Genomic DNA, 25,065 nt, shown 5'->3' on the forward strand with positions numbered 1-25,065 from the left:
GGTAGTTATAAGTTGGTAGTTGTAAGTTGGAGTTTTGCAAACTGCAAACTGTAAACTGCAAACTAATTTTACGCTTCTTGTTCTTGTTTAATCCAGTCGTATCCTTTTTCTTCCAGTTCGTGTGCTAGTTCTTTTCCACCGGATTTTACAATTTTTCCGTTGTATAGTACGTGAACAAAATCAGGGACGATATAGTCTAATAATCTTTGGTAGTGCGTAATAACTACGATTGCATTTTTGTCGCTTTTTAGTTTGTTAACCCCATTAGCAACAATACGCAAGGCATCAATATCAAGTCCAGAATCAGTTTCATCAAGAATAGCCAATTTTGGTTCCAACATTGCCATTTGGAAAATTTCGTTACGTTTTTTCTCTCCACCAGAAAAACCTTCGTTTAGAGAACGAGACAAAAATTTACGGTCGATTTCTAATAATTCTGATTTCTCACGAATCACTTTTAGCATTTCGTTAGAAGGCATTTCTTCCAGACCTTTAGCTTTACGAGTTTCGTTAATAGCGGTTCTCATGAAGTTCGTTACTGAAACTCCTGGAATTTCTACTGGATATTGGAACGACAAGAACACGCCTTTGTGCGCTCTTTCTTCTGGTGCCAATTCAGAAAGGTCTTCACCATCTAAAGAGATTTCACCTTCGGTTACTTCGTAGTTTTCGTTTCCTGCAATAATGGAAGCAAGGGTACTTTTCCCAGCACCGTTTGGTCCCATAATCGCGTGAATTTCTCCAGCTTTTACTTCAAGGTTGATTCCTTTTAATATTTCTTTGTCCCCAATGGAGGCGTGTAAATTTTTTATTGATAACATAAACGTCTTGTTTTTATAAAGTCTTAAAAAGGTTATCCTACAGATCCCTCAAGAGAAATTTCTAATAATTTTTGTGCTTCTACTGCGAATTCCATTGGTAACTTATTCAATACATCTTTACTGAAACCGTTTACGATTAAGGCTATAGCTTTTTCGGTTGGAATTCCACGTTGGTTGCAATAAAAAACTTGGTCTTCACCAATTTTACTTGTCGTAGCCTCATGTTCGATTTTTGCCGATGGATTTTTACTTTCGATATAAGGGAAAGTATGTGCTCCGCAATTGTTCCCCATTAATAAGGAATCACATTGTGAAAAGTTTCTGGCGTTATCCGCTCTAGCGCTAATTTGCACTAAACCACGGTAACTATTTTGTGATCTTCCTGCAGAAATTCCTTTAGAAATAATGGTCGATTTAGTGTTTTTACCTAAATGAATCATTTTGGTTCCTGTGTCGGCTTGTTGAAAATTATTGGTTACAGCAATCGAATAAAATTCTCCTGTTGAATTATCTCCTTTTAAAATAACGGAAGGATATTTCCAAGTTATAGCTGAACCAGTTTCTACTTGTGTCCAAGAAATTTTTGCGTTTTTCTCGCAGATTCCTCTTTTGGTCACAAAATTGAAAACACCACCTTTTCCTTCTTTGTTTCCAGGATACCAGTTTTGTACGGTTGAATATTTTATTTCGGCATCGTCTAGTGCGATTAGTTCTACTACAGCTGCGTGCAATTGATTTTCATCACGGCTTGGAGCCGTACAACCTTCTAAGTAGGAAACATAACTGCCTTCGTCAGCAACTAATAATGTTCTTTCGAATTGCCCTGTTCCTGCTTGATTGATTCTAAAATAAGTCGAAAGTTCCATTGGGCAACGAACGCCTTTTGGAATATAACAGAAAGAACCATCAGAGAAAACTGCCGAATTTAGCGCCGCATAAAAATTATCTTTTTGTGGCACAACCGTTCCTAAATATTTACGAACTAATTCTGGATGTTCTTTGATGGCTTCAGAAATACTCATGAAGATAATTCCTTTTTCTCCTAATGTTTTCTTGAAAGTAGTCGCTACTGAAACCGAATCAACAACGATATCCATGGCCACATTATTCATCATCTTTTGCTCATCTACAGAGATACCTAACTTTTTATACATTTCTAAAAGTTCCGGATCTACATCGTCCAATGTTTTATTAGGATCAACGACTTTTGGAGCAGAATAATAAGAAATCGCCTGAAAATCAGGTTTGGTATAATGCACATTAGCCCATTCCGGCTCTGTCATTAGCTCCCAAGCACGAAAAGCCTCAAGACGCCAATCAGTCATCCATTGAGGTTCTCCTTTTTTGTGTGAAATAGCCCTAACGATATCTTCATTTAAACCAATAGGAAACGTTTCTGATTCTAATTCGGTATAAAATCCGTATTCGTATTCTTTGTTTTCGAGTTCGATTTTTAAGTCGTCTTCGGTATATTTTGACATATTTTTTTATTTAATGTTTTACAAAGAGAAACTCTCTCCACATCCACAAGTTCTATTGGCATTTGGATTATTAAAAACAAATCCTTTACCATTTATTCCTCCTGAAAATTCTAATATTGTTCCGGCTAAGTATAGAAAAGATTTTTTCTCAACAGCGATAGTGATATCGTTGTCTACAAAAATTTTATCGTCCTCGCTTTTTGTTTTATCAAATTTTAAATCATAAGACAATCCAGAACATCCGCCGCTTTTTACACCAACTCTTACGTAGTCGATTGCAGCATCAAAACCATCATCTTTCATTAGATCGATGATTTTTTTTCTTGCAGTGTCAGAAACTTTTATCATAGCTTATATTGATTTTGTCTAAATTAAGGACAAAGATAGTGTATAAAAATCTTTTTCCATAATTGATGTCATTTTTATAGCCAATGCAAAAATAGAAAAAACCTATTTGAACCGAGTAAAAGCGTTTGAATTCCTTAACTTTGGTTCCTCTCGAAAAAAAGAAAAATCATGAAATTATATCCTATAGAAACTGGAAATTTTAAATTAGATGGTGGTGCGATGTTTGGGGTTGTACCCAAAACTATTTGGAATAAAACCAATCCAGCCGATGAAAACAACTTAATTGACATTGCTGCGCGTTGTCTATTAATTGAAGATGATAATAAATTGATTTTGATTGATACCGGAATGGGAAACAAACAATCCGAGAAATTTTTCGGGTATTATTCGCTTTGGGGAACGCATTCTATGGATAAATCTTTGGCTAAATTTGGTTTCCATCGGGATGATATTACTGATGTTTTTATGACGCATTTACACTTTGACCATTGCGGGGGAAGTGTGCAATGGAATACCGACAAAACGGGCTACGAACCAGCATTTAAAAATGCTAAATTTTGGAGTAATGACAGCCATTGGGAATGGGCAACAAAACCAAATCCCAGAGAAAAAGCGTCGTTTCTTTCTGAAAATATTTTGCCGATGCAAGAGAGCGGTCAGCTGCATTTTATCCAAAGACCGGAAGGTGATTTCCTTGAAAAATCGGAACTGGGTTTTGGTATTTTCTTTGCCGATGGTCATACGGAGAAACAAATGATTCCTTATATTCAATATCAGGATAAAACCATTGTTTTTTGTGCGGATTTATTGGCAACAGCCGGACACGTTCCTATTCCGTATGTAATGGGATATGACACGAGACCTTTATTGACCATGCCAGAAAAAGCAAAATTTCTAAACGCTGCTGCTGAGAATAATCATTATTTATTTTTGGAACACGATGCCCATAACGAAATTATAACGGTCGAAAAAACAGAAAAAGGAGTTCGGTTGAAAGAGCGATTTACGTGTGAACAAATCCTAACATAATGTTAACCCTAAATATTTTTGTAACAAAATAATTTATTTTAGACAAATATTTAAAACTTAACATAACAAATAATGAATAGTATTAAACCAATTTATTTATCAGCATTTGCACTATTAGTTCTGGCAGGATGTGGCGCTTCAAAACAAGTTTCTAATTCTAATGCAACGCTGACTGCAATAAGCGCACCTTTAAACATTACAAAAAAGGCACCAATAACTGAAAATGACTTGAAACGTTGGAGTCATTTAGATATCGTAAAAGATACGATTCCCGGAATGAGTGTTGATAGAGCGTATTCTGAATTATTGAAAAATAAAAAAGGGGTAAAAGTTATCGTGGGTATTGTAGATTCAGGAGTTGATATTGAGCATCAAGATTTAAAATCGGTGGTTTGGACCAATACAAAAGAGATAGCAGGAAATGGAATTGATGATGATAAAAATGGATATATTGATGATATTCACGGTTGGAATTTCCTTGGAGATATCACCAAAGAAAATTACGAATATGAGCGAATCATCAAAAACAAAAACATAGTTGATGAAGTAACGTATCAAGCAGCAAAAGCGACAAATGATACTAAAATTGCCGATGCAACTAAAGGGAAAACACGCTTGGAGCAAATGTTAGTTACCCTAAACGAAGGGGATGCTAGATTGATTAAGCATTTTGGAAAGCCGGTTTATACAATTGAAGAAGTTAAAGCAATTGTTTCACAAGAACCGGAAGTACAAAAAAGTAAGGCTGCTATGGAGCAAATGCTTTCTTATGGCATGCCTTTAACGGACTTAAAAGCAGCTGTTCAAAAACAATTAGATGGTTTTAATGCTGTTTTAAATGGAGAAAATCTAAAAACAGATTACAGAAAAGTTGTTGGAGATAACCCAGAAGATATTACAGATACAAAATATGGTAACAATAACGTTATGGGTCCGGATAAGAATGCAATTCTTCATGGAACTCACGTTGCGGGAATTGTTGCTCAAGTTAGAAACAATCAATTAGGTGGTGATGGAATTGCAAATAATGTTGAAATCCTAACTGTTCGTGCAGTGCCAGATGGTGATGAATACGATAAAGATATCGCTCTTGGGATTCGTTATGCGGTTGATAATGGTGCTAAAGTAATTAATGGAAGTTTTGGAAAAAGCTTTTCACCACACAAACAATGGGTTTATGATGCAATCAAATATGCAGAGAAAAAGGATGTATTAATTGTTCATGCTGCCGGAAATGATGCAAAAAACCTCGATACCGAAAATAATTTCCCTAATGATTCGGATGATAAAGTAACTGAATTTGCTGATAATGTAATCACAATTGGTGCGTTAAATTTTGAATACGGAAATAAAGTAGTAGCACGATTTTCAAATTTTGGAAAAACCAATGTTGACGTTTTTGCGCCGGGTGTAAAAATTTATGCAACTACACCAAATGATTCTTATAAATATTTACAAGGGACGTCAATGGCTTCACCAAATGTTGCCGGAGTTGCAGCAATAATCCGTTCGTATTACCCAAAATTATCGGCACAACAGGTGAAACATATTTTGATGGATTCAGGAGTAGCAATTACAACAGATGTTATTGTTGGTGGAAAACCTGCTGACACACGATCTTTTACTACTTTATCTAAATCAGGAAAAATAGTAAATGCTTACAATGCTTTATTGATGGCTGAAAAAATGTCTAAAAAATAATAAATCAGTTTGTTTACAAATGGAAGGGCATATTGTCCTTCCATTTTTATTTAGAACAAGATGAAAATACCTTTTAATATTCATTTCTTTGCTTTCGAACAAATCTTAATGGAGTGTTAATCCATTTAAATTCTGAGACAAAAAAACATAATTTAGACCCCACATTTAATTTTAAAAATTTATAAATGAACCATATTAAACCAATTTACTATTCAGCGGTTGCTTTTTTTGCAATAGTGGGATGTAATGCTCAAAAACAAGTTTCTAAAACTACTGCGCCTACAATAGTAAGTGCGCCGTTAATTATTAAGAAAGTTGCTCCTATAAGTGAAACTGATTTAAAACGTTGGAGTCATTTAGATTTAGTGAAAGATACGATTCCTGGAATGAGCGTTGATAAAGCGTATGCCGAATTATTGAAAGATAAAAAAGGAGTAAAAGTTATCGTGGGGATTGTAGATTCAGGAGTTGATATTGATCACGAAGATTTAAAATCAGTGATTTGGACCAATACGAAAGAAATTCCCGGAAACGGAATTGACGATGATAAAAACGGGTTTGTAGATGACATTCACGGTTGGAATTTTCTTGGCGATTCAGGATTTGAAAATTTAGAGATGACCCGTATTCTAAAAAAAGCAGATGATGGATCAGTAACGTATAAGAATGCTAAAGCAGATTATCAAAAAAAATATGATGAAGCTTTAGAAGGGAAACAGCAAGTGGATTTTCTTTTGAATACGAATAAAGCAATTCAAACGTATTTAAAGAAAGACGATTACACACTCGAAGAATTGAATGCAATCGTTAGTACTGATGAAAATTTGAATAGAAGTAAAATGATTATGACTCGCGTTATTGGGCAGTCAGGACCAAAATTTGCCGCTGATATCGAAGAGTATAGAAAGTACATTTACGACCAGTTGAATTACAATTTAAATAAAGAATTTGACGGAAGAAAATCAGTTGGTGATAATCCGGATGACATAAAAGACAACAAATACGGAAACAATGTTGTTTACGGACCGGATAAAGAAGAAGCGTTGCACGGAACTCACGTTGCCGGAATTATTGCTCAAGTGAGAAATAACAATTTGGGGGGAGATGGAGTAGCAAATAATGTTGAAATTATGGCCGTAAGAGCCGTTCCTAATGGTGATGAATACGATAAAGATATTGCTTTAGCGATTCGTTACGCAGTTGATAATGGGGCTAAAGTAATCAACGGAAGTTTTGGAAAAAACTATTCTCCTCACAAACAATGGGTTTTTGATGCTATAAAATATGCTGAAAAGAAAGATGTTTTGTTCGTACATGCATCAGGAAATGAGGGAAATGATATTGATTTAGAAAAAAACATCAGTTTTCCAAATGATTCGGAAGACAACAAAATAGAGTTTGCTAAAAACGTACTTACTGTTGGAGCCTTGAATAATGTATATGGTGAAGCAGTAGTTGCGCCATTTTCTAATTATGGAAAAATTAATGTAGATGTGTATGCACCGGGAATGGAAATTTATGCATCAGTGCCAAATAATAAATACAAATACGAACAAGGAACTTCAATGGCTTCACCAAATGCGGCTGGTGTTGCGGCATTAGTTCGCTCGTATTATCCTAAATTATCTGCTGCTCAGGTTAAACAAATCTTGATGGATTCAGGAACGCCACTTCCAGAAACGATAGAATTGGGAGAGACTCAAGAGAAAAAATTAAATGCTGAAACTTCAAAATCAGGAAAAATGATCAATGCTTATAATGCTTTGATTATGGCTGAAAGAATATCTAAAAATTAAATTCAAATAGGTATTAATCTAATGGGAGAGCTTTTGCTCTTCCATTTTTTATTATAAAAAATGATGCGAAAACTCTTTTTACTATCTTTTATCACACTTAATTGTAGTGCTTTATTGGCTCAAAGTTCCACGTATTGGCAACAACATGTTGATTATAAAATGGACGTCACGATGGATGTGAAAAATTATCAATACAAAGGAAAACAGGAATTGGTGTATACTAATAATTCTCCTGATACTTTGAAAAAAGTATATTACCATTTGTTCAATAATGCTTTCCAACCCGGAAGTGAAATGGATGCCAGAATTCAAAGTATCAAAGATCCGGATGCCAGAATGGTCAACAAAATAAAAGTTGACGGAAAAGATGTCAAAGAAAGCCGAATCAAAACTTTGAAGCCTAATGAAATTGGGTATTTAAAAATCACTAATTTCAAACAAGATGGAATTGTCGCTTCCGCAAAAACGGTAGGGACGATTCTCGAAGTAACTTTGGCAAAGCCAATACTACCCAATTCAAAAACTACTTTTACGTTGGATTTTGATGGCCAAGTTCCAGTTCAAATTCGTCGTTCCGGAAGAAATAATGTGGAAGGAATAGAATTGTCAATGGCGCAATGGTATCCAAAAATAGCCGAATTCGATTTTGAAGGCTGGCATGCGGATCCTTATATTGCAAGAGAGTTTCACGGTGTTTGGGGAAATTTTGATGTAAACATTACGATTGACAAGGATTACATTTTGGGTGGTTCCGGTTATTTGCAAAACCAAAACCAAATTGGACACGGATACCAAGAGACAGGAGTTACAGTGGTCTATCCAAAGAAAACAAAAACATTGACGTGGCATTTTATAGCGCCAATGGTTCATGATTTTACTTGGGCTGCCGATAAAAATTACATGCATGATGTAGTCAAAGGACCTAATAATGTTGACTTGCATTTTTTGTATAAAAATAGTCCAAAGACAATGGAAAATTGGAAACAATTAGAGCCATTAATGGTCAATGTAATGGATTTCTATAACAAACACATTGGAGATTATCCATACAAACAATATTCCTTTATTCAAGGTGGCGATGGCGGAATGGAATATGCAATGTGTACGTTGATGTTAGGTGACGGAACTTTGAAAGGAATTTTAGGAACAGCAACGCATGAGTTGGGACATTCGTGGTTTCAACATATCCTAGCTTCAAATGAATCGAAACATCCTTGGATGGATGAAGGTTTTACCACTTACGTTGAGGATTTTGCATTAAATGAAATAGCAGTCAAAAAAGAAGAAAATCCATTCAAAGATAATTACGAAGGGTATTATAAATTAGTAGAATCGGGTAAAGAGCAATCCCAATCTACGCATGGCGATCGTTATGATGAAAATAGAACTTACAGCACGCAATCGTACAGAAAAGGTAGTATTTTCTTGTCGCAATTGGGTTATGTGATTGGACAGGATAATTTAGCGAAAACAATAAAAAAATACTACCAAGATTTCAAGTTCAAACATCCTACGCCAAATGATATCAAGAGAACAGCTGAACGTGTTTCAGGGGCAAATTTAGATTGGTATTTGGTGGATTGGACACAAACCACAAATACTGTAGATTATGGAATTAAGGAAGTTAGAGTTGATCTTGGTTATACCGGAAAAAACACGGTAATCACTTTGGAAAGAATTGGGAGAATGCCAATGCCAATAGATTTATTGGTCGAATATACGGATGGTACGAAAGAGAGTTTTTACATTCCGTTGCGCATGATGAGTTTCGAGAAAGAAAACCCAAATCCAAATATTGAAAGAACGGTTTTGAATGATTGGGCTTGGGCTTATCCTACATACACTTACTGGGTACATACCGACAAAACCGTAAAGAAAATTACCATTGACCCAAGTGGGTTAATGGCCGATGTGAAACAAGTGAATAATACGTATGAAATAAAGTAATTTTTCATTAAACCAAAAAGAGTCTAGTTTACGCTAGACTCTTTTTGGTTTTAAAGAATAAATTTTATTTTTCGGCGCTCAAATTTTTCAACATATCCACGGTCATGGATTCCAAATCAAATTTGTGTTTCCAATTCCAATCTTTTCTAGCTTCAGTATCATCAATACTTGCAGGCCAGCTATCGGCTATTTTTTGACGGAAGTCAGGTTTGTATGTAACAGTAAATTCAGGGATGTGTTTTTTGATTTCGGCAGCAATCTCCGTTGGTGTAAAACTCATTGCGGCCAGATTATAGGAAGAATGAATTTTTATTTGTTCGACTGGCGCCTGCATAATTTGTATCGTTGCAGCAATCGCATCATCCATATACATCATTGGCATTTTAGTTTCGGAGGATAAAAAGCATTCGTATGTTTTGTCTGAAAGTGCTTTATGGAAAATATCCACGGCATAATCTGTAGTTCCACCTCCCGGAGGTGTAGACCAGCTAATCAAGCCAGGATAACGGATGCTTCGCACATCAACGCCAAAAATATTGTGGTAGTATTCACACCATCTTTCGCCAGCTTGTTTGCTGATTCCATAAACCGTTGAAGGTTCCATGATGGTGTATTGTGGTGTGTTTTCTTTAGGCGTTGTTGGTCCAAAAACAGCAATACTGGAAGGCCAGAATATCTTTTTTATTTTTTTGGCTTTCGCCAAATTCAAAACGTGAAACAAAGAATTCATATTCAAATCCCAAGCAAAAGCAGGATTTTTCTCGGCTGTAGCTGATAGTAATGCTGCCATTAAATAGATTTCATCGATTTGATGAATTTCTACAAGATGCTCAATTTGATTAAAATCCAGCGCATTTACCACTTCAAAAGGACCTGAATTAACAACATCATTATTCAGTTTTCGAATATCGGAAGCTATTACGTTTTCTGTTCCATATATTTTTCGCAACTTATGGGTAAGTTCAGTTCCAATTTGTCCGCAAGCGCCGATAATCAATATTTTAGTACTCATTTTGTCTGTTTTGAAATACAAAGATAACGTTTTCGTAAATAACACAAATTTGATTAAAACAGTTATAAATTTACTAAAATGGTATTTAAAATGGGTGTAAAATTCTTAATTTTTGTTCTTTTAAATATAAAAAGAGCTTCAAGAATATTAGATTGTTATTCCTATGTTGTAATTCGTAATTGTAAATTTACTTTGTAACTTTGTACTTTAATTCAAATTCAAATGATAAACAAAATAATAGTCTTCTTTTCTCTGATTTTCATCTTGTTTTCGTGTCAAGATGATAGTCAAAAACGGATTGCCGAAAATAAGAAAGAGATCAAAAAAAAAGAAGTCATATTTAAAAATATAGAGAAAGGCTGGGTTTTTTATGATACACCTATAACAGAGGCTTCTGAAAAAAGCATCGCTACCTGGAATGAATTGCGTATGTTTTTGGCTGAATTAGCTCAAAAGCCTAAAAAAACCATTGGTGCTTTTCAACAAAAATCCAAAGCACTTTCTAAAAAAGCAATGGCTTTGAACGATAATGTTCCTTATAATTTTAGTAAACCTCAGATAAAAAGTAGAATTTCGACGGTAATCACTAAGGTCCGAATGCTGGATTTATTCATTCACCTGGATAATATTCCCGATAAAAAAGTGACGCAGTTAGTTGCGGAAATTAATTTGGAATTGGTTTCCTTACAAAGACAAATGGATAAAATCGTAGAAAAAAGTAAAATTCCAGTCGAAGAAGGAGAATCCGACTTATTGAAAATGATGGATGCTTCAAGAGCAATTCCTAATACGCCAGCACCTAATACACCAATCGACCCAAATCTGCCACGCGTTGAGTAAAAAAGCCTTATATAATACATACGATAATGCACCAAAAACGCAGCAAATTGTTGCTCGTTTATTGGAAAATAATCAAGTAAAAATGCACCTTTCTGGATTACTCGGATCAGCGCTTTCCTTTGTAATTCGTGCGATTTTTAAGAAATCCGAACTTCCTTTTTTGGTTATTTTAAACAATAAAGAAGAAGCCGCTTATTATTTGAACGACCTCGAACAGATGGTTGGTGACCAGGATGTTTTGTTTTATCCCGGTTCATACCGTCGTCCATACCAAATTGAAGAAACGGATAATGCGAATGTTTTGCTTCGCGCCGAAGTCCTGAACAGAATCAATTCCCGTAAAAAACCGGCAGTTATTGTCACGTATCCCGAAGCATTATTCGAGAAAGTGGTGACCCGAAAAGAATTGGATAAAAACACGTTGAAAGTAGCTGTCGGAGACAAGATTTCTATCGATTTTATCAACGAAGTATTGTTCGAATACGAATTCAAAAGAGTTGATTTCATTACGGAACCCGGAGAATTTTCGGTTCGTGGAGGAATTGTGGATGTGTTTTCTTTTTCGAATGATAATCCGTACCGAATTGAGTTTTTTGGGGACGAAGTGGAGAGCATCCGTAGTTTTGATGTAGCGACCCAATTATCAATTTTACAACAGAAGAAAATCACGATAATCCCAAATGTAGAAAATAAAGTTTTTCAGGAAAACCGGGAAAGTTTCTTGGATTATATCTCGGAGAAAACGGTAATTTTTATCCAAAATACCGAAGATTTTTTATCGCAATTAGACAAACAATTTGGCAAAGCCGAAGAAGCTTTCGCAAAATTGTCACAGGAAATAAAACGTTCGACGCCGGAACAATTGTTCTTGAATCAAACGGAGTTTATAAAAAGAGCGTTGGATTTCTCCATTGTGGAATTGAGTCCGAAAGCTATTTTTAGAACCACCAAAAAATTCGAATACCACATTCAGCCGCAACCGTCGTTCAATAAACAATTTGATTTGTTGTTGAATAATCTGAATGAAAATCATTTCAATGGTTACAAAAATTATTTATTTTGTTCCAATGATGCTCAGGCCAAACGTTTTCATGATATTTTCGAAACCTTGGATGAGGCGAATTCGGAGAACATCAGAAAACAATACCATACCGTTGTTTTGCCTTTGTACCAAGGATTTATAGACGAGGAAAACCAAATAACCTGTTACACCGACCATCAGATTTTTGAGCGCTACCATAAATTCAGCATCAAAAATGGCTATTCGAAAAAACAGAATATTACTTTAAAAGAACTGACGACCTTATCCGTTGGGGATTACGTGACGCACATTGATCACGGAATTGGAAGGTTTGGAGGTTTGCAAAAAATACAGGTTGAAGGCAAAACGCAAGAAGCAATCAAACTCGTTTATGCCGATAATGATATTGTGTATGTAAGTATTCATTCGCTTCACAAAATTTCAAAATACAACGGAAAAGACGGAACGCCACCCAAAATTTACAAATTGGGTTCGAATGCCTGGAAGGTTTTAAAACAAAAAACCAAGGCGCGCGTTAAACATATTGCATTCAATTTGATTCAGTTGTATGCCAAGCGACGATTGGAAAAAGGATTCCAGTTTGCTCCCGACAGTTATTTGCAAAATGAACTGGAAAGCTCGTTCATTTACGAAGATACGCCGGATCAAACCAAATCGACAGCAGAAGTAAAAGCTGATATGGAGAGCGACCGTCCGATGGATCGCTTGGTTTGTGGGGATGTAGGTTTTGGTAAAACCGAAGTAGCCATTCGTGCCGCTTTCAAAGCAGTCGATAACAGCAAACAAGTTGCGATATTGGTTCCTACAACCATTTTAGCGTACCAACATTATAGAACTTTTACCGAACGATTGAAAGATATGCCGGTTTCTGTTGGCTATTTAAACCGTTTCAGAACTGCCAAACAAAAAGCGGAAACCTTAAAGTTATTAGCCGAAGGAAAACTCGATATTGTGATTGGAACGCATCAATTGGTCAACAAAAATGTAGTTTTCAAAGATTTGGGATTGTTGATTGTGGATGAGGAACAAAAATTTGGTGTCAACGTAAAAGACAAACTCAAAACTATTGCTGCGAATGTTGATACGCTGACTTTGACGGCAACGCCTATACCGAGAACGTTGCAGTTTTCATTGATGGCAGCGCGTGATTTATCCGTAATTACAACACCTCCGCCAAACAGATATCCAATTGAAACGAATGTAGTTGGTTTTAGTGAAGAATTGATTCGGGATGCGATTTCGTATGAAATTCAGCGCAACGGACAGGTTTTCTTTATCAATAACAGAATAGAAAATATCAAGGAAGTTGCCGGAATGATTCAGCGTTTGGTGCCCAATGCCAGAGTTGGAATTGGTCATGGACAGATGGAAGGAAAAAAACTGGAAGAATTGATGTTGGCTTTCATGAATGGAGAATTTGATGTTTTGGTAGCCACCACTATTATCGAAAGCGGTTTGGACGTTCCCAATGCGAATACGATTTTCATCAATAATGCGAATAATTTTGGATTATCTGATTTGCATCAAATGCGTGGTCGAGTAGGGCGTAGCAATAAGAAAGCGTTTTGCTATTTTATTTGTCCTCCGTATTCTGCAATGACGGATGATGCCCGAAAACGAATTCAGGCTTTGGAACAATTTAGTGAATTGGGAAGCGGATTCAATATCGCAATGAAAGATTTAGAGATTCGTGGTGCCGGAGATTTATTGGGAGGCGAACAAAGCGGTTTCATTAATGAAATTGGTTTTGATACGTATCAAAAAATTATGAATGAAGCCATCGATGAATTGAAAGAAAATGAATTCAAGGATTTGTATCCGGAGGAAAATAATTTGGAAACCAAAGAATATGTCAAAGACCTGCAAATCGATACGGATTTTGAGTTGTTATTCTCTGACGAATATATCAATAATGTTTCGGAACGATTGAGTTTGTACAATGAATTGGGCGGTGTAAAAAATGAAGAAGAACTCATTATTTTCCAGAATAAATTGATTGACCGTTTTGGTCCTTTGCCTCCACGAGCCAATGCATTAATGAATAGCATTCGAATCAAATGGATTGCTACCCGTATTGGAATCGAGAAACTGGTGATGAAACAAGGCAAGATGATTGGGTATTTTGTGTCGGATCAACAATCGGATTATTATCAATCCAATCGTTTTCATCAGGTGTTGCAATTTGTACAAACACACAGTTCTATTTGTAAAATGAAAGAAAAACAAACGCCAGCTGGTTTGCGATTACTGTTGACTTTTGACAATGTGAAGAATACTAGAACAGCTTTGGAATTTATGGAAATGTTGGGGAAGTAGCTTTTGAAATAAAAGCTTCCGGTATCAAAATTCAGAAAGTTTCATAAAATTTGTATATTTGATTTTTACAAATTCATTAGCAATGAAATTAAAATCAATAGACGAGTTTTACCAGGAAATCTCTGGAGACTCCAGTACGGAACCGAGTACATTATTGCCCAATGGAATCCAAAAAGAAATTGGTCATTTCAATGTTTTCAATATCAAAGAACTTTATGAAAGGCTAAAGGATAAGTCTTTTATGCCTTATGACCGGAGAGCGTATTATAAAATAAGCTTGATACGGGGTAAAAATAGAGTGGAATATGCAGACAAAGTAATTGATATTGAAAAGAATGCTCTTTTATTTGCCACACCCAAAATCCCATATCATTATGTTCCACAAGACACGCAACAGTCGGGACATTTTTGTGTCTTTACCAGTGAGTTTTTAACCAAGGACAAAAGTGGAATAGAATTAGATAAACTGCCTATTTTTCAAACGGATGGGTATCCTGTTTTCCAACTTACGGATGAAGAAACAATAGAGATTGATTTATTATTCAAAAAGATACACAAAGAAATCAATTCGGATTATGTGTATAAATACGATTTGATTCGGAATTATGTTGCGGAGTTGATACACTTTGGACAAAAGTTACAACCCATAACTGCCTTATATTCAAAACACAATTCGGCAGCCAGAGTTTCTTCCTTATTTATGGAATTACTCGAACGACAATTCCCAATTGAATCACCGCGGCAACGGTTAGAATTGAAATCGGCTAAAGATTTTGCGGCCCGTTTGGCTATTCATGTCAATCATCTGAATAAAGTTTTAAAAGAGAATTCCGGTAAAACTACCACCGAGTTAATCAGTGACCGATTGATTCATGAAGCGAAAATTTTATTAAAAGAAACCGACTGGAACATTTCGGAAATTGCCTATTCACTGGGTTTTGAAGAGTTGGCGCATTTTTCTAATTTTTTCAAAAAACAAACGGCTTTGTCTCCATTATCTTTTAGGGTTTAAATAAATTGAATCCTTTTAAATCTGCATGATCTGCTTGCCAATTTATTGTTTCACGCAGATTATGCAGATTTCTATTTTGCCTTTTTAAGAATTACGTATTGAATAACAAGATATTTAAGCACATAAAATAGGCAACCTTAAATGAACTTACATTGCTTATATGGTTAAAAAATCATGATTTGAATTTCGCAAACTCTGGATTGATATTTACAATTGGCTAGCGTTGCTTCTACACTAATTTTGCTGTATTAATTTAAAACAACTATTTAAGATGGAATCAAAGAAAAACAAAATAGCATTAGTAACCGGCGGAAGCCGTGGATTAGGGAAAGATATGGCTTTGAGCCTTGCCAAAAAAGGACTTGACGTAGTGCTGACCTACAACAGTAAGAAAGAAGAAGCGGAAGCTGTTGTAAAAGAAATTGAAAATTTGGGACAGAAAGCTGCGGCTATTCAACTGAATGTTGCCGAAGTGAATAGTTTTGAGGCGTTTTTTCAAAATGTAGCAATTGCATTAAAAAACACTTTCGATACAGAAAAATTTGATTTTTTAGTTAATAATGCAGGCGTAGGTGTTCACGAAAGTTTATTGAAAACAACTACAGCTCAATTTGATGATTTGGTAAACATTCAATTCAAAGGGCCCTTTTTTCTAACTCAAAAAGCTTTGGAAATAATGAACGATGGCGGTGGAATTGTAAATATTTCATCTGGATTGACTCGTTTTTCATTTCCGGGATATGGTGCTTATGCGAGTATGAAAGGTGCGATGGAAACATTGACAAAATACCAAGCTAAAGAATTGGGTGAAAGAAAAATCAGAGTAAATATAGTGGCACCAGGTGCTATAGCAACCGATTTTGGTGGCGGCGTGGTTCGCGATAACGAGCAATTAAATCAATTTATAGCTTCGGTAACGGCATTAGGACGAGTAGGTTTACCAGAAGATATTGGAAGCGTAGTGGCCTTTTTATGTACTGAGGATGCAAAATGGGTGAATGCGCAACGCATTGAAGTTTCAGGAGGAATGAACTTGTAATACTAAATTATAAGTTTAAACGTTTAGGGGATTTTTTAAACCATATAAGAGATGTAAGTTCATTTAAGTTGGACCATTTTGAATTTATAAATGGTATAATTGTGTCTTTACTTTTTTTAATTTATAATTAAAAAAGGGTGTATGAAATCAATTCATACGCCCTTTTGTGTTTTTAAAGTAATTGTTTTTATTTCCTTATTTTATAATCACTTTTTTGGTAACGTCAAGATGATTCGTGTTAACATTAACCAAATACAAACCTGTTGCTAAATTGTGGTCGATTTTTGTAGAGACACTAATTTGTTTTACGAAAACAATTTTCCCATTCAAATCAGTAACTGTAACTGTAGCAATGTCATTAGCTTCCAATTCAGGTAAAATTATATTAAACTGATTGTTGGTTGCTGGATTAGGATAGATAGTAATCAAAGTAGTTTCGCCTTCTTCATTCGAAAAGCTTTTTGCATTTGATAAGCGAGAAGTTGCTGTTCCAGCTGCGACTGCATTCAACTGCCATTGTGCACTATAAAAACTATCTTGCGCGCCTGAATATTGGGCAGCTCCAGTTTGTCCTTCTACATTTACAATACTCGCTGGTTGCCATTTATTTCTAATTCTAATCCAAGTGCCATCAATATATTCGGGAGTCCATTGCGCACTTGACCAACCTGCCGTAATCGCTCCACATTGAACAGAACCCGTTTGATTTTCGATGTGCATAAATTCTCCAGTACCTAGGTTTTTGAATTGCATGTAGCGACCATCGACCATTACTTTTTCCCAACGATAATTATTGTTTGCCACGGTTGCACCATAACCTACATTAGCGCCAGCATCGTAGAGATAGGTTCCTTTCCATCTATTTTGAATTGTATAATAATAGAGGTTTGTAACGACAAGATATTGATAAGGGTTCAAGGTCATCGTTGCACCTGAAGTTAAGTTAATAGTTGCACCGGTATATACTTCTTTGAAAGAACCTGCCATGGCTGCTGGAACAACAAAAGTTGAGGATGATCCTCTGAGGTTTGTGATGACAATAACCTTTTCGCTTCCAGATGTTTTGGTAAAAGCACAAACGTTCGTGTTTGAATAATTGGTCATTGTGCCACGTCTTATGGCTACGCTTGAGTTTCTAAAATTTAGTATTTTAGTAAAATCTGTTTTTGCGGTAGTATTACTCCAATTAATTTTTACAGAAGTATATGGCCATGGAATTATTTGATTAAAATCGGCTTCTTGCCCGCTGGTTAAGAACGGAACACCTCGCATGTAAGCAGATACAAGAAAATTTGCGATTACGCCATCGTGACCTCCAAAAACATTCATGGCTGTTTCAGTAGTTTCTGAGTCATGGTTAGCGGTATATCTGGCAATTTGTTGTGAGGCATTTGCCGAAGTATATTCAGTATTGGTAACCGTTTGAAGTTGGGCTACAGAAGTCCACGAGTGAACCGATTTAAGTGCATCACCATACCATTTAAACCCAAAATTCATATCAAAACCGGAAGTGAAATTTTGAGCAAAAGTACCTTCTGCAAATAGTATTAATTTATGCGAAGTAATACCTCTTAAATTACTGATGGCTTGCGTCCAGAAAGTGGCAGGAGCACTATCAGCAAAGTCACAACGATACCCGTCAATATTGGCAGCAAAAACCCAATAACGCATGGCATCAATCATTGCCGTTTTCATTGCTGTGCTATTGAAATTTAAAGCGGCTACATCAGGATACGTACTTAATTGCTGTATCACGCCATTACTTTGAACATAGTAATCGGGATGTTGGGTAATCCAGGGATGATCCCAGGAAGTTTGATTGGCAACCCAGTCTAAAATAACGGACATTCCTCTGCTATGAGCGGCATCAGAAAGGTTTCGTAAATCAGTCAGAGAACCATATTCTGAACCTACTGCTTTGAAATCTTTGATACAATAAGGAGAATTAGAACTTCTGGAATCAGTTCCGTAAGGGTAAATAGGCATCAGGTATAATACATTAATACCGAGTGCCTTGATTCGGTCTAAATCTGCTGTTACAGCTGCCAGATTACCGGCTGCACTATGCGGACGAATATGCACCTGATAAATGTTTGCATCTCTGGGATCTGATACTCCTGTATATGGGGTTCCGTACTGAGCAGGATCTTGTGCATAAATGGAACTCGCAAATAAAAGCATCAAGATCAAACAAAGCAGGAGTACTTTTGATTGACTGGAACAGCTATTTAATAGTTTAGAAGTGGTTTTTTTCTTCATTGGTTTTTTGGTTTATTATATTGGTTAATTTTTTACATAAACTTTAATAAAGGGCAGTTGTAATGAGGATTTGTTTTTCTGTTTTCAAAATATTATTGTAATTAAAACTATAGAGTTACTAGTATTAATAATTGTTTCGCTCCTTTTTTGAAGTTGTAATTATTATGAAGTTCCGGTTTGATGAAAAATTAGTTTTAAAAAGATAAAAAAAACACCTCGTGAGAGGTGTTTAAAACAAAACCCAAATTATATTTAAAACTTATATTGTAGTAAAATCTCATTTGTATTTTTAGCACTGGCCATCGTTGAAATAGTACTCATTTCATAAGCATATCCAATGATGAATTTCTTGTTAAGAATAAAATTAGCCATTGCTGCATAGGCTTTATCTGTTCGATACAATGCACCAACTTCAAAATTATTCTGTATTTGCAACATGGTACTGAAATCAACAGAAAATGGAGCAGCAGTAACATATCTAGCCAACACAGATGGTTTTAATACTAATGTACCTGCTGGATTAAGATTAAAATCATAACCACCGCTTAGATAAACTCTAGGTTTGTTGGTCTCTACTGTTGCATATCCATTATCATTTTTTGCATTTTGGATATTTAATAATTTTGGAACCGAAAGCGATACATAGAATTTTTCGCTTTTTAATAAGGCACCTGCACCAAAGTTGGGATTAAAGGTGTGAATGGAACCAAAAGCAGGATCTGCTTCAACTGAATACAGTTCTAATCCCGCTGTATTTAGATTAAAATTAGTACCGCCAGCGTTGATACCCAGATACAAATCAGTGCTTTGAGTCATTTTTACTTTATAAGATAAATTAATATCTACTGCCGTTTGTTTTTCTATAAAAGTAGAAGAATTGACTACAGCGATACCAAACCCAAGATTATTTGCTATTGGCATCCCAAAAGAAACTGCCTGAGTTTTTGGTGCATTTGCAATTCCGCTCCACTGATTTCTAAGGGAACTTGTAATTACGGTTTGCTCATCAACACCTGCATAAGCAGGATTGATAACATTCATGTGGTATTTGTAAAAAGCGAAAGAGCCTTCTTGTTGGGCAAAAACCGAACTACCAATTAAGAGTAGTACGGCTGCCAATATATTATGTATTTTTTTCATGTTACTTTTTTATTTATAAATTATTTAGCAATGTAAATCCAGCCTTGTTTGTCAATAGAACCATCATTACCTAAATCAATTTGATAGAAATAAGAACCTACAGCTACAATTGAACCGGTGTTTTTGTATTCTCCATTCCAATCATTTTGGTAATCTTTAGAAAAATACACTTCTGCTCCTGTACTGTTTAATACGCGAACGGAGGAATTAGGATGATTTATTAAATTATTTATAAACCAAGTGTCATTTTTACCATCTCCATTTGGAGAAAATCCTTCGGCTACATTTATTTCAACTAAATCACATGCGTCACCAATACCATCATGATCAATATCTGCCTGATCTTGATTATACGTTGTAGGACAGTTGTCATTTACGTCCAAAATACCATCAAAATCATGGTCTTCATTATACACTTCGATTGTGAAATTTTTAGTTGTAGAGCCAATAGAATTCGAAGCAGTAACAGTATAGCTGATTGCAGTTGTCTCTACAGTTGGTCTACCGCTTATTGCTCCAGTGCTGGTGTTAAAACTCATTCCGGTGGATAAAGAAGGATTGATGCTAAAAGTCGATACCGGATTTGAAGTTACAGTTGGTACTACAGTTTCCATTACTATGTTTATTGGTAACCTTAGGTTGCCGGCATATGCTAAAGCTGTTGGTATTCCTTGTATTTCAATACTAATTGTTTTTGAAGAAAAACCATAGCTATTGGTTGCAGATACTGTGTATACTGTTGCAGATTGAATGCTTGTTGGCGTTCCACTGATAATACCAGTAGCAGAGTCCAATTGAAGTCCTCCAGGTAATGCAGGATTTACAGTATATACAAGATTGCCTAAACCTTCATCTACTGAAGGAACTAAGCTTGCAATAGCTGTATTTGTGACAAAAATATTAGGGGTACTATAGTTTAATTTACTTGGTGCAGAAGGGATTAAAATACTATATTCTGCGGTCGTTTTATTAAAAATAATGTTATAAACACCGGCTGTTGGAACGGTTATAGGATTAGCATCAACAACTGCTGTTCCTGAAGGAAAGTCAGTTCCTCCCCAATTGTAAGGTAAGGTCCAAGCGTGGTCACCTCTAAATTTTAATGCACCTGGTATTAAAGAAACTCCATCAAGTGTATAAACAATACCATTTGAAGTCGTCATATCCGTATCGGTTACCCAAGCTCCCGGGGTTGCATCTCCAAATATACTTATGGTTTGAAATGTAAAACTGTAAACTCCAGTTGTTTTATTAAAAGTGATGTTGTAAATACCTGCTGTTGGTATTGTGATACCATTTGCATCAACAACTGCTGTTCCTGAAGGAAAGTCAGTTCCTCCCCAATTGTAAGGTAACGTCCAAGCATGATCCCCTCTGAATTTTAATGCACCTTGTACGAGAGAAACTCCGTTAATTGTGTAGTGAATACCATCTATAGTTGCCATGTCAGTATCCGTATTCCATCCGCCAGGAGTCGCATCACCAATTAAACCTACTATAGCATATACTATTTGTGGGGTGGCAAATGAATAAGCTCCAGTCGTTTTATTAAAAGTGATATTATAAATACCTGTAGTTGGTATAGTTATAGGGTTAGCATCAACAACTGCTGTTCCTGAAGGAAAGGCTGTCCCTCCCCAATTGTAAGGTAATGTCCAAGCGTGATCCCCTCTAAATTTTAATGCTCCCTGTACTAAGGAAGCTCCATTAAGAGTATAAATGGTACCGTCAGTAGTTGTCATGTCAGTATCGGTTACCCAAGCTCCCGGAGTCGCATCTCCAAATATACTGATCACTTGATAGTTTACTGGTGGAATTGTAATTGAATAAACTCCAGTTGTTTTATTAAAAGTAATATTATAAATACCTGCTGTTGGTACTGGTATAGGATTGGCATCAACTACCGCTGTTCCTGCTGGAAAGTCAGTTCCTCCCCAATTGTAAGGTAATGTCCAAGCATGATTCCCTCTAAATTTTAGAGCACCAGGAATCAAAGAAACTCCATTAAGGGTATAAATAGTCCCGTCTGTAGTTGTCATATCAGTATCAGTTACCCAAGCTCCTGGAGTGGCATCACCAAATATGCTTATGGTTTGAAATGTAAAACTATAAACACCCGTAGTTTTATTAAAAGTAATATTATAATTACCCGCTGTTGGTACGGTTATACCACTACCATCGACTGTTGCAGTTCCTGAAGGAAAACTTGTTCCTCCCCAATTGTAAGGTAATGTCCAAGCATGATCTCCTCTAAATTTTAATGCGCCAGGAATCAAAGAAACTCCATTAAGAGTATAAATAGTCCCATCTGTAGTGGTCATGTCAGTATCAGTTACCCAAGCTCCCGGAGTTGCATCACCAAATATGCTTATTACTTGAAAACTTACTTGCGAAACGACAAATGAATAAACTCCAGTTGTGATATTGAAAGTAATATCATAATTACCAGCGGTTGGTATTGTAATACCATTGGCATCAACTACTGCTGTACCTGAAGGAAAAGCGGTGCCTCCCCAATTGTAGGGTAATGTCCATTCGTGATTTCCTCTAAATTTTAATGCTCCTGGAATCAAAGCAACTCCTTTAAGAGTATAAGTTGTTCCATCAGTAGTGGTCATATCAGTATCCGTTGTCCAGCTTCCTGGAGTCGCATCACCGAATATACTGATCGTTAGAAAAGCTGAATTCTGTTTTTCTTCCGAAATAAGCGGTGGCTTTTTTGCATTTGCAAAAGAAATTGTCAAAAGACAAATAATAAAAAAGAGTAATTTCTTTTTCATAGTTTTTTGGTTTTTAAGTTAGTATTAGTATTTATTTTTTTGGTAATTCTGTTTAATAAACCATATTACAAAACAGGTGTGTTTGCAATATGGTTTGTGTTTTATTCTTCAAATTAGATTTTTTTTAAACCCTTCATTTCTGAAACATTCCCTTCTTTGATACTGATGGCAGTACCTCCACCGGGAGCGATGTATTGTTTCAAAACACTTTTTGAAGTCACTATGATTTTTTGAATCGTATAATTTTGTGGTTTTTCGTTCCAACTGGCGTCTTTAGCATCCGAATAAACTGTTGCGATGTATTTTTTACCTTTTGGAAGATAATCAAAAGCAATAGTTGCCGTTCTTGCATTTTCATCAGTTATACCACCCACGAACCATTCGTTTTTACCTTTTGCTTTACGGGCAATAGTGATGTAATCTCCCGGCTCAGCTTCTAGGATATAGCTATTGTCCCAGTCTACTGCAACATCTTTGATAAACTGAAAAGCATCTGGAAAACGATTGTAATTGTCCGGAATGTCAGCTGCCATTTGCAACGGGCTGTACATGGTCACATAATAAGCTAGTTGTTTTACCAAAGTAGTATTGACACGTTGGTTTCCACCAGTTTTGTAGTAGGTAAGATCGGTTTGAAAAATACCGGGTGTATAATCCATTGGTCCACCCATCAAGCGGGTAAATGGTAAAATAGTGGTGTGTTCCGGAGCTAATCCTCCCATGGCTTCAAACTCTGTTCCCCTAGCTGATTCTTGTGCAACCCAGTTCGGATAGGTACGGTTTAACCCCGTAGGACGAACCGCTTCGTGGCTGTCAATCATGATTTTATAATCGGCAGCGCGCTCCGCTACGTGTATGTAATGATTGACCATCCATTGTCCGTCATGGTGTTCACCACGAGGAATAATCTTCCCTACATAACCTGTTTTTACAGCATCATATCCATTGGCATTCATAAACTCAAAAGCACGGTCCAAACGACGTTCGTAGTTTGTTGCGGCTCCAGAAGTTTCGTGGTGCATGATAATCTTTACGCCTTTTGCGGCAGCGTATTCATGTACTGCTTTTACATCAAAATCAGGATAAGCAGTTGTGAAATCAAAAACTTCTTCTTTCCAATTGTTAATCCAATCTTCCCAACCTACATTCCAACCTTCGATAAGGATGGCGTCAAAACCATTTTTTGCTGCAAAATCAATGTACTCTTTGGCATGTTCCGTAGTCGCTCCGTGTTTTCCATTTGGCGTAAGCTTAGTAAAATCTTGATTTAGTTTCACATTATTCTCTTTTCCGTAAGCCCAAGTGCTTTTTCCAGCCACGAAATATTCCCACCAAATTCCAATGTATTTTACTGGTTTTATCCAAGAAACATCTTTGTAACTTGTAGGTTCGTTGAGGTTTAAGATTAGTTTTGAAGCCAAAATATCAGTGGCCTTATCACTTACCACAATAGTTCTCCAAGGCGTTTGAGCATCCGTTTGCATGTATCCTTTATTCCCAACAGCGTCCGGAGTAAGATGACTGCTCATTTTGAAAGTTGTTGCATCCACGTTTAAAGACATGGCGGGATAATTAATCAATGCCGCTTCATGAATATTGATGTATAAACCATCTGAAGATTTCATCATAGAAGGTGTTTGTACCGCCAAATTTTTTATTGGCCATTGGGAATTGATTTCAACGGTAGCTTTTTTCATCAAGGAAGGAATCTCCGAAATCTTTGATGTGGTATAAGCATATTCATTTGTGTCATAATCTCCCGGAATCCAGAAAATTTTATGATCTCCTGCCAATTGAAATTCGGTACGTTCTTCTTTGATTACAAAATAATTCAAATCATTTTGTTTTGGAAATTCATATCTAAAACCCAATCCATCGTTGAATAAACGAAACCTAATTCGGATGTAGCGATTGTTGTTTTTGGCTTGCGCCAAAGTAACTAGCAGTTCGTTGTAATTATTACGAATCGTTTTTTGTTCGCCCATAACAGGATCCCAATTAACATCAACAGCCGTTTGGGTTGTGTTTGTAATAGAAAATCCATCAATGAATGATGCTACATCTTTTGTTTCTACTCCTAAAGTACTGGATTTGATAACCGGTTTTCCCTTGTACGTTAATTGGTAAGAAGGCACTCCATTTTCTCTCAATTCAAATTTTAGAACAAGGTTTTTGTTAGGCGAATTGATTTCTTGTGCGAGCATCCATAATGGGCTTGCACAAACGAATAGAAATAACGCATGAAGACGTATTTTTTTAAGTCTAAAGTTCATGTTTTTTATTTTTTAATTAATTAATAAAGGATGCTATTCTGGTTTAATATGGTACTTTAATTTAGATTAGGACCGTTTTTTGAATGCGCTGAATAGGTATGAATCGTTCTCGTGGAACTTTCACAGCGTTGTAGGAATGAACATTAGTCCATCCTTAATAAATTGACGCAAAGGCACAAAGACACATAGGTTCGAAGCATTTAAAAATTTTAAATAAACTATCAAATTG

Annotated in this window: 16 protein-coding genes; 8 read left to right on the forward strand and 8 right to left on the reverse strand. The window is 36.0% G+C overall.

Features of this window, described 5'->3' with window-relative positions; all coding sequences use genetic code 11:
* Positions 1-68 precede the first annotated feature (68 nt).
* Genes sufC through OA85_RS05315 form a run of 3 tightly spaced genes read right to left on the reverse strand, consistent with a single transcriptional unit; the run spans position 69 to position 2,650 of the window.
* Entirely contained in the window at positions 69-821 is a 753-nt protein-coding gene (sufC, locus tag OA85_RS05305; protein WP_039108445.1) for a Fe-S cluster assembly ATPase SufC, read from the reverse strand.
* A gap of 32 nt (positions 822-853) precedes the next feature.
* Entirely contained in the window at positions 854-2,302 is a 1,449-nt protein-coding gene (sufB, locus tag OA85_RS05310) for a Fe-S cluster assembly protein SufB (protein WP_039108446.1), read from the reverse strand.
* An 18-nt stretch (positions 2,303-2,320) separates the two neighbouring features.
* Positions 2,321-2,650 (reverse strand): iron-sulfur cluster assembly accessory protein, encoded by a 330-nt coding sequence (locus tag OA85_RS05315; RefSeq protein WP_039108447.1) that lies wholly within the window; start codon positions 2,648-2,650, stop codon positions 2,321-2,323.
* Between the two features lie 168 nt (positions 2,651-2,818).
* Here OA85_RS05315 and OA85_RS05320 point away from each other — a divergent pair, with 168 nt between their 5' ends.
* The 4 genes from OA85_RS05320 (at position 2,819) to OA85_RS05335 (ending at position 9,123) form a co-directional block, all read left to right on the forward strand.
* Complete coding sequence (locus tag OA85_RS05320; protein ID WP_039108449.1) at positions 2,819-3,679, forward strand: MBL fold metallo-hydrolase; 861 nt, start codon at positions 2,819-2,821, stop codon at positions 3,677-3,679.
* A gap of 72 nt (positions 3,680-3,751) precedes the next feature.
* Positions 3,752-5,380, forward strand: coding sequence for a S8 family peptidase (locus OA85_RS05325; RefSeq protein ID WP_039108450.1), 1,629 nt, complete (start codon positions 3,752-3,754; stop codon positions 5,378-5,380).
* Between the two features lie 185 nt (positions 5,381-5,565).
* Positions 5,566-7,176 (forward strand): S8 family peptidase, encoded by a 1,611-nt coding sequence (locus OA85_RS05330; protein ID WP_039108451.1) that lies wholly within the window; start codon positions 5,566-5,568, stop codon positions 7,174-7,176.
* Between the two features lie 63 nt (positions 7,177-7,239).
* Positions 7,240-9,123, forward strand: coding sequence for a M1 family metallopeptidase (locus tag OA85_RS05335; protein ID WP_039109391.1), 1,884 nt, complete (start codon positions 7,240-7,242; stop codon positions 9,121-9,123).
* 64 nt (positions 9,124-9,187) lie between these two features.
* Here the strand turns inward: OA85_RS05335 and OA85_RS05340 are convergent, their stop codons facing one another.
* The gene (locus OA85_RS05340) at positions 9,188-10,135 is read right to left on the reverse strand and encodes an L-threonine 3-dehydrogenase (RefSeq protein ID WP_039108452.1); all 948 of its coding nucleotides are present in this window, start codon (positions 10,133-10,135) and stop codon (positions 9,188-9,190) included.
* Positions 10,136-10,357: 222 nt separating this feature from the next.
* Here OA85_RS05340 and OA85_RS05345 point away from each other — a divergent pair, with 222 nt between their 5' ends.
* The 4 genes from OA85_RS05345 (at position 10,358) to OA85_RS05360 (ending at position 16,384) form a co-directional block, all read left to right on the forward strand.
* Complete coding sequence (locus tag OA85_RS05345; protein ID WP_039108453.1) at positions 10,358-10,975, forward strand: hypothetical protein; 618 nt, start codon at positions 10,358-10,360, stop codon at positions 10,973-10,975.
* On the forward strand, positions 10,968-14,333 hold the full coding sequence (gene mfd, locus OA85_RS05350; RefSeq protein WP_039108454.1) for a transcription-repair coupling factor: 3,366 nt from the start codon (positions 10,968-10,970) through the stop codon (positions 14,331-14,333). Before OA85_RS05345 ends, mfd begins: the two co-directional genes overlap by 8 nt.
* Before the next feature lie 82 nt (positions 14,334-14,415).
* Positions 14,416-15,345: an AraC family transcriptional regulator gene (locus OA85_RS05355; protein ID WP_039108455.1), complete on the forward strand. Its 930-nt coding sequence runs from the start codon at positions 14,416-14,418 to the stop codon at positions 15,343-15,345.
* Positions 15,346-15,616: 271 nt separating this feature from the next.
* Positions 15,617-16,384, forward strand: a complete 768-nt coding sequence (locus OA85_RS05360) for an SDR family NAD(P)-dependent oxidoreductase (RefSeq protein WP_039108456.1) — start codon at positions 15,617-15,619, stop codon at positions 16,382-16,384.
* 195 nt (positions 16,385-16,579) lie between these two features.
* Here the strand turns inward: OA85_RS05360 and OA85_RS05365 are convergent, their stop codons facing one another.
* From OA85_RS05365 to OA85_RS05380, 4 genes are all read right to left on the reverse strand, one after another.
* Positions 16,580-18,643, reverse strand: coding sequence for an alpha-amylase family glycosyl hydrolase (locus OA85_RS05365; RefSeq protein WP_082014116.1), 2,064 nt, complete (start codon positions 18,641-18,643; stop codon positions 16,580-16,582).
* Between the two features lie 252 nt (positions 18,644-18,895).
* Complete coding sequence (locus OA85_RS05370; RefSeq protein WP_039108457.1) at positions 18,896-19,783, reverse strand: type IX secretion system membrane protein PorP/SprF; 888 nt, start codon at positions 19,781-19,783, stop codon at positions 18,896-18,898.
* Positions 19,784-19,803: 20 nt separating this feature from the next.
* Positions 19,804-22,563 (reverse strand): gliding motility-associated C-terminal domain-containing protein, encoded by a 2,760-nt coding sequence (locus tag OA85_RS05375; protein WP_082014117.1) that lies wholly within the window; start codon positions 22,561-22,563, stop codon positions 19,804-19,806.
* Between the two features lie 113 nt (positions 22,564-22,676).
* A complete protein-coding gene (locus OA85_RS05380; protein WP_039108459.1) occupies positions 22,677-24,836 on the reverse strand; it encodes a glycoside hydrolase family 97 protein in 2,160 nt (719 codons plus the stop codon).
* Between the last annotated feature and the right edge of the window lie 229 nt (positions 24,837-25,065).

The sequence above is a fragment of the Flavobacterium sp. AED genome, assembly GCF_000812945.1.
Taxonomy (GTDB): domain Bacteria; phylum Bacteroidota; class Bacteroidia; order Flavobacteriales; family Flavobacteriaceae; genus Flavobacterium.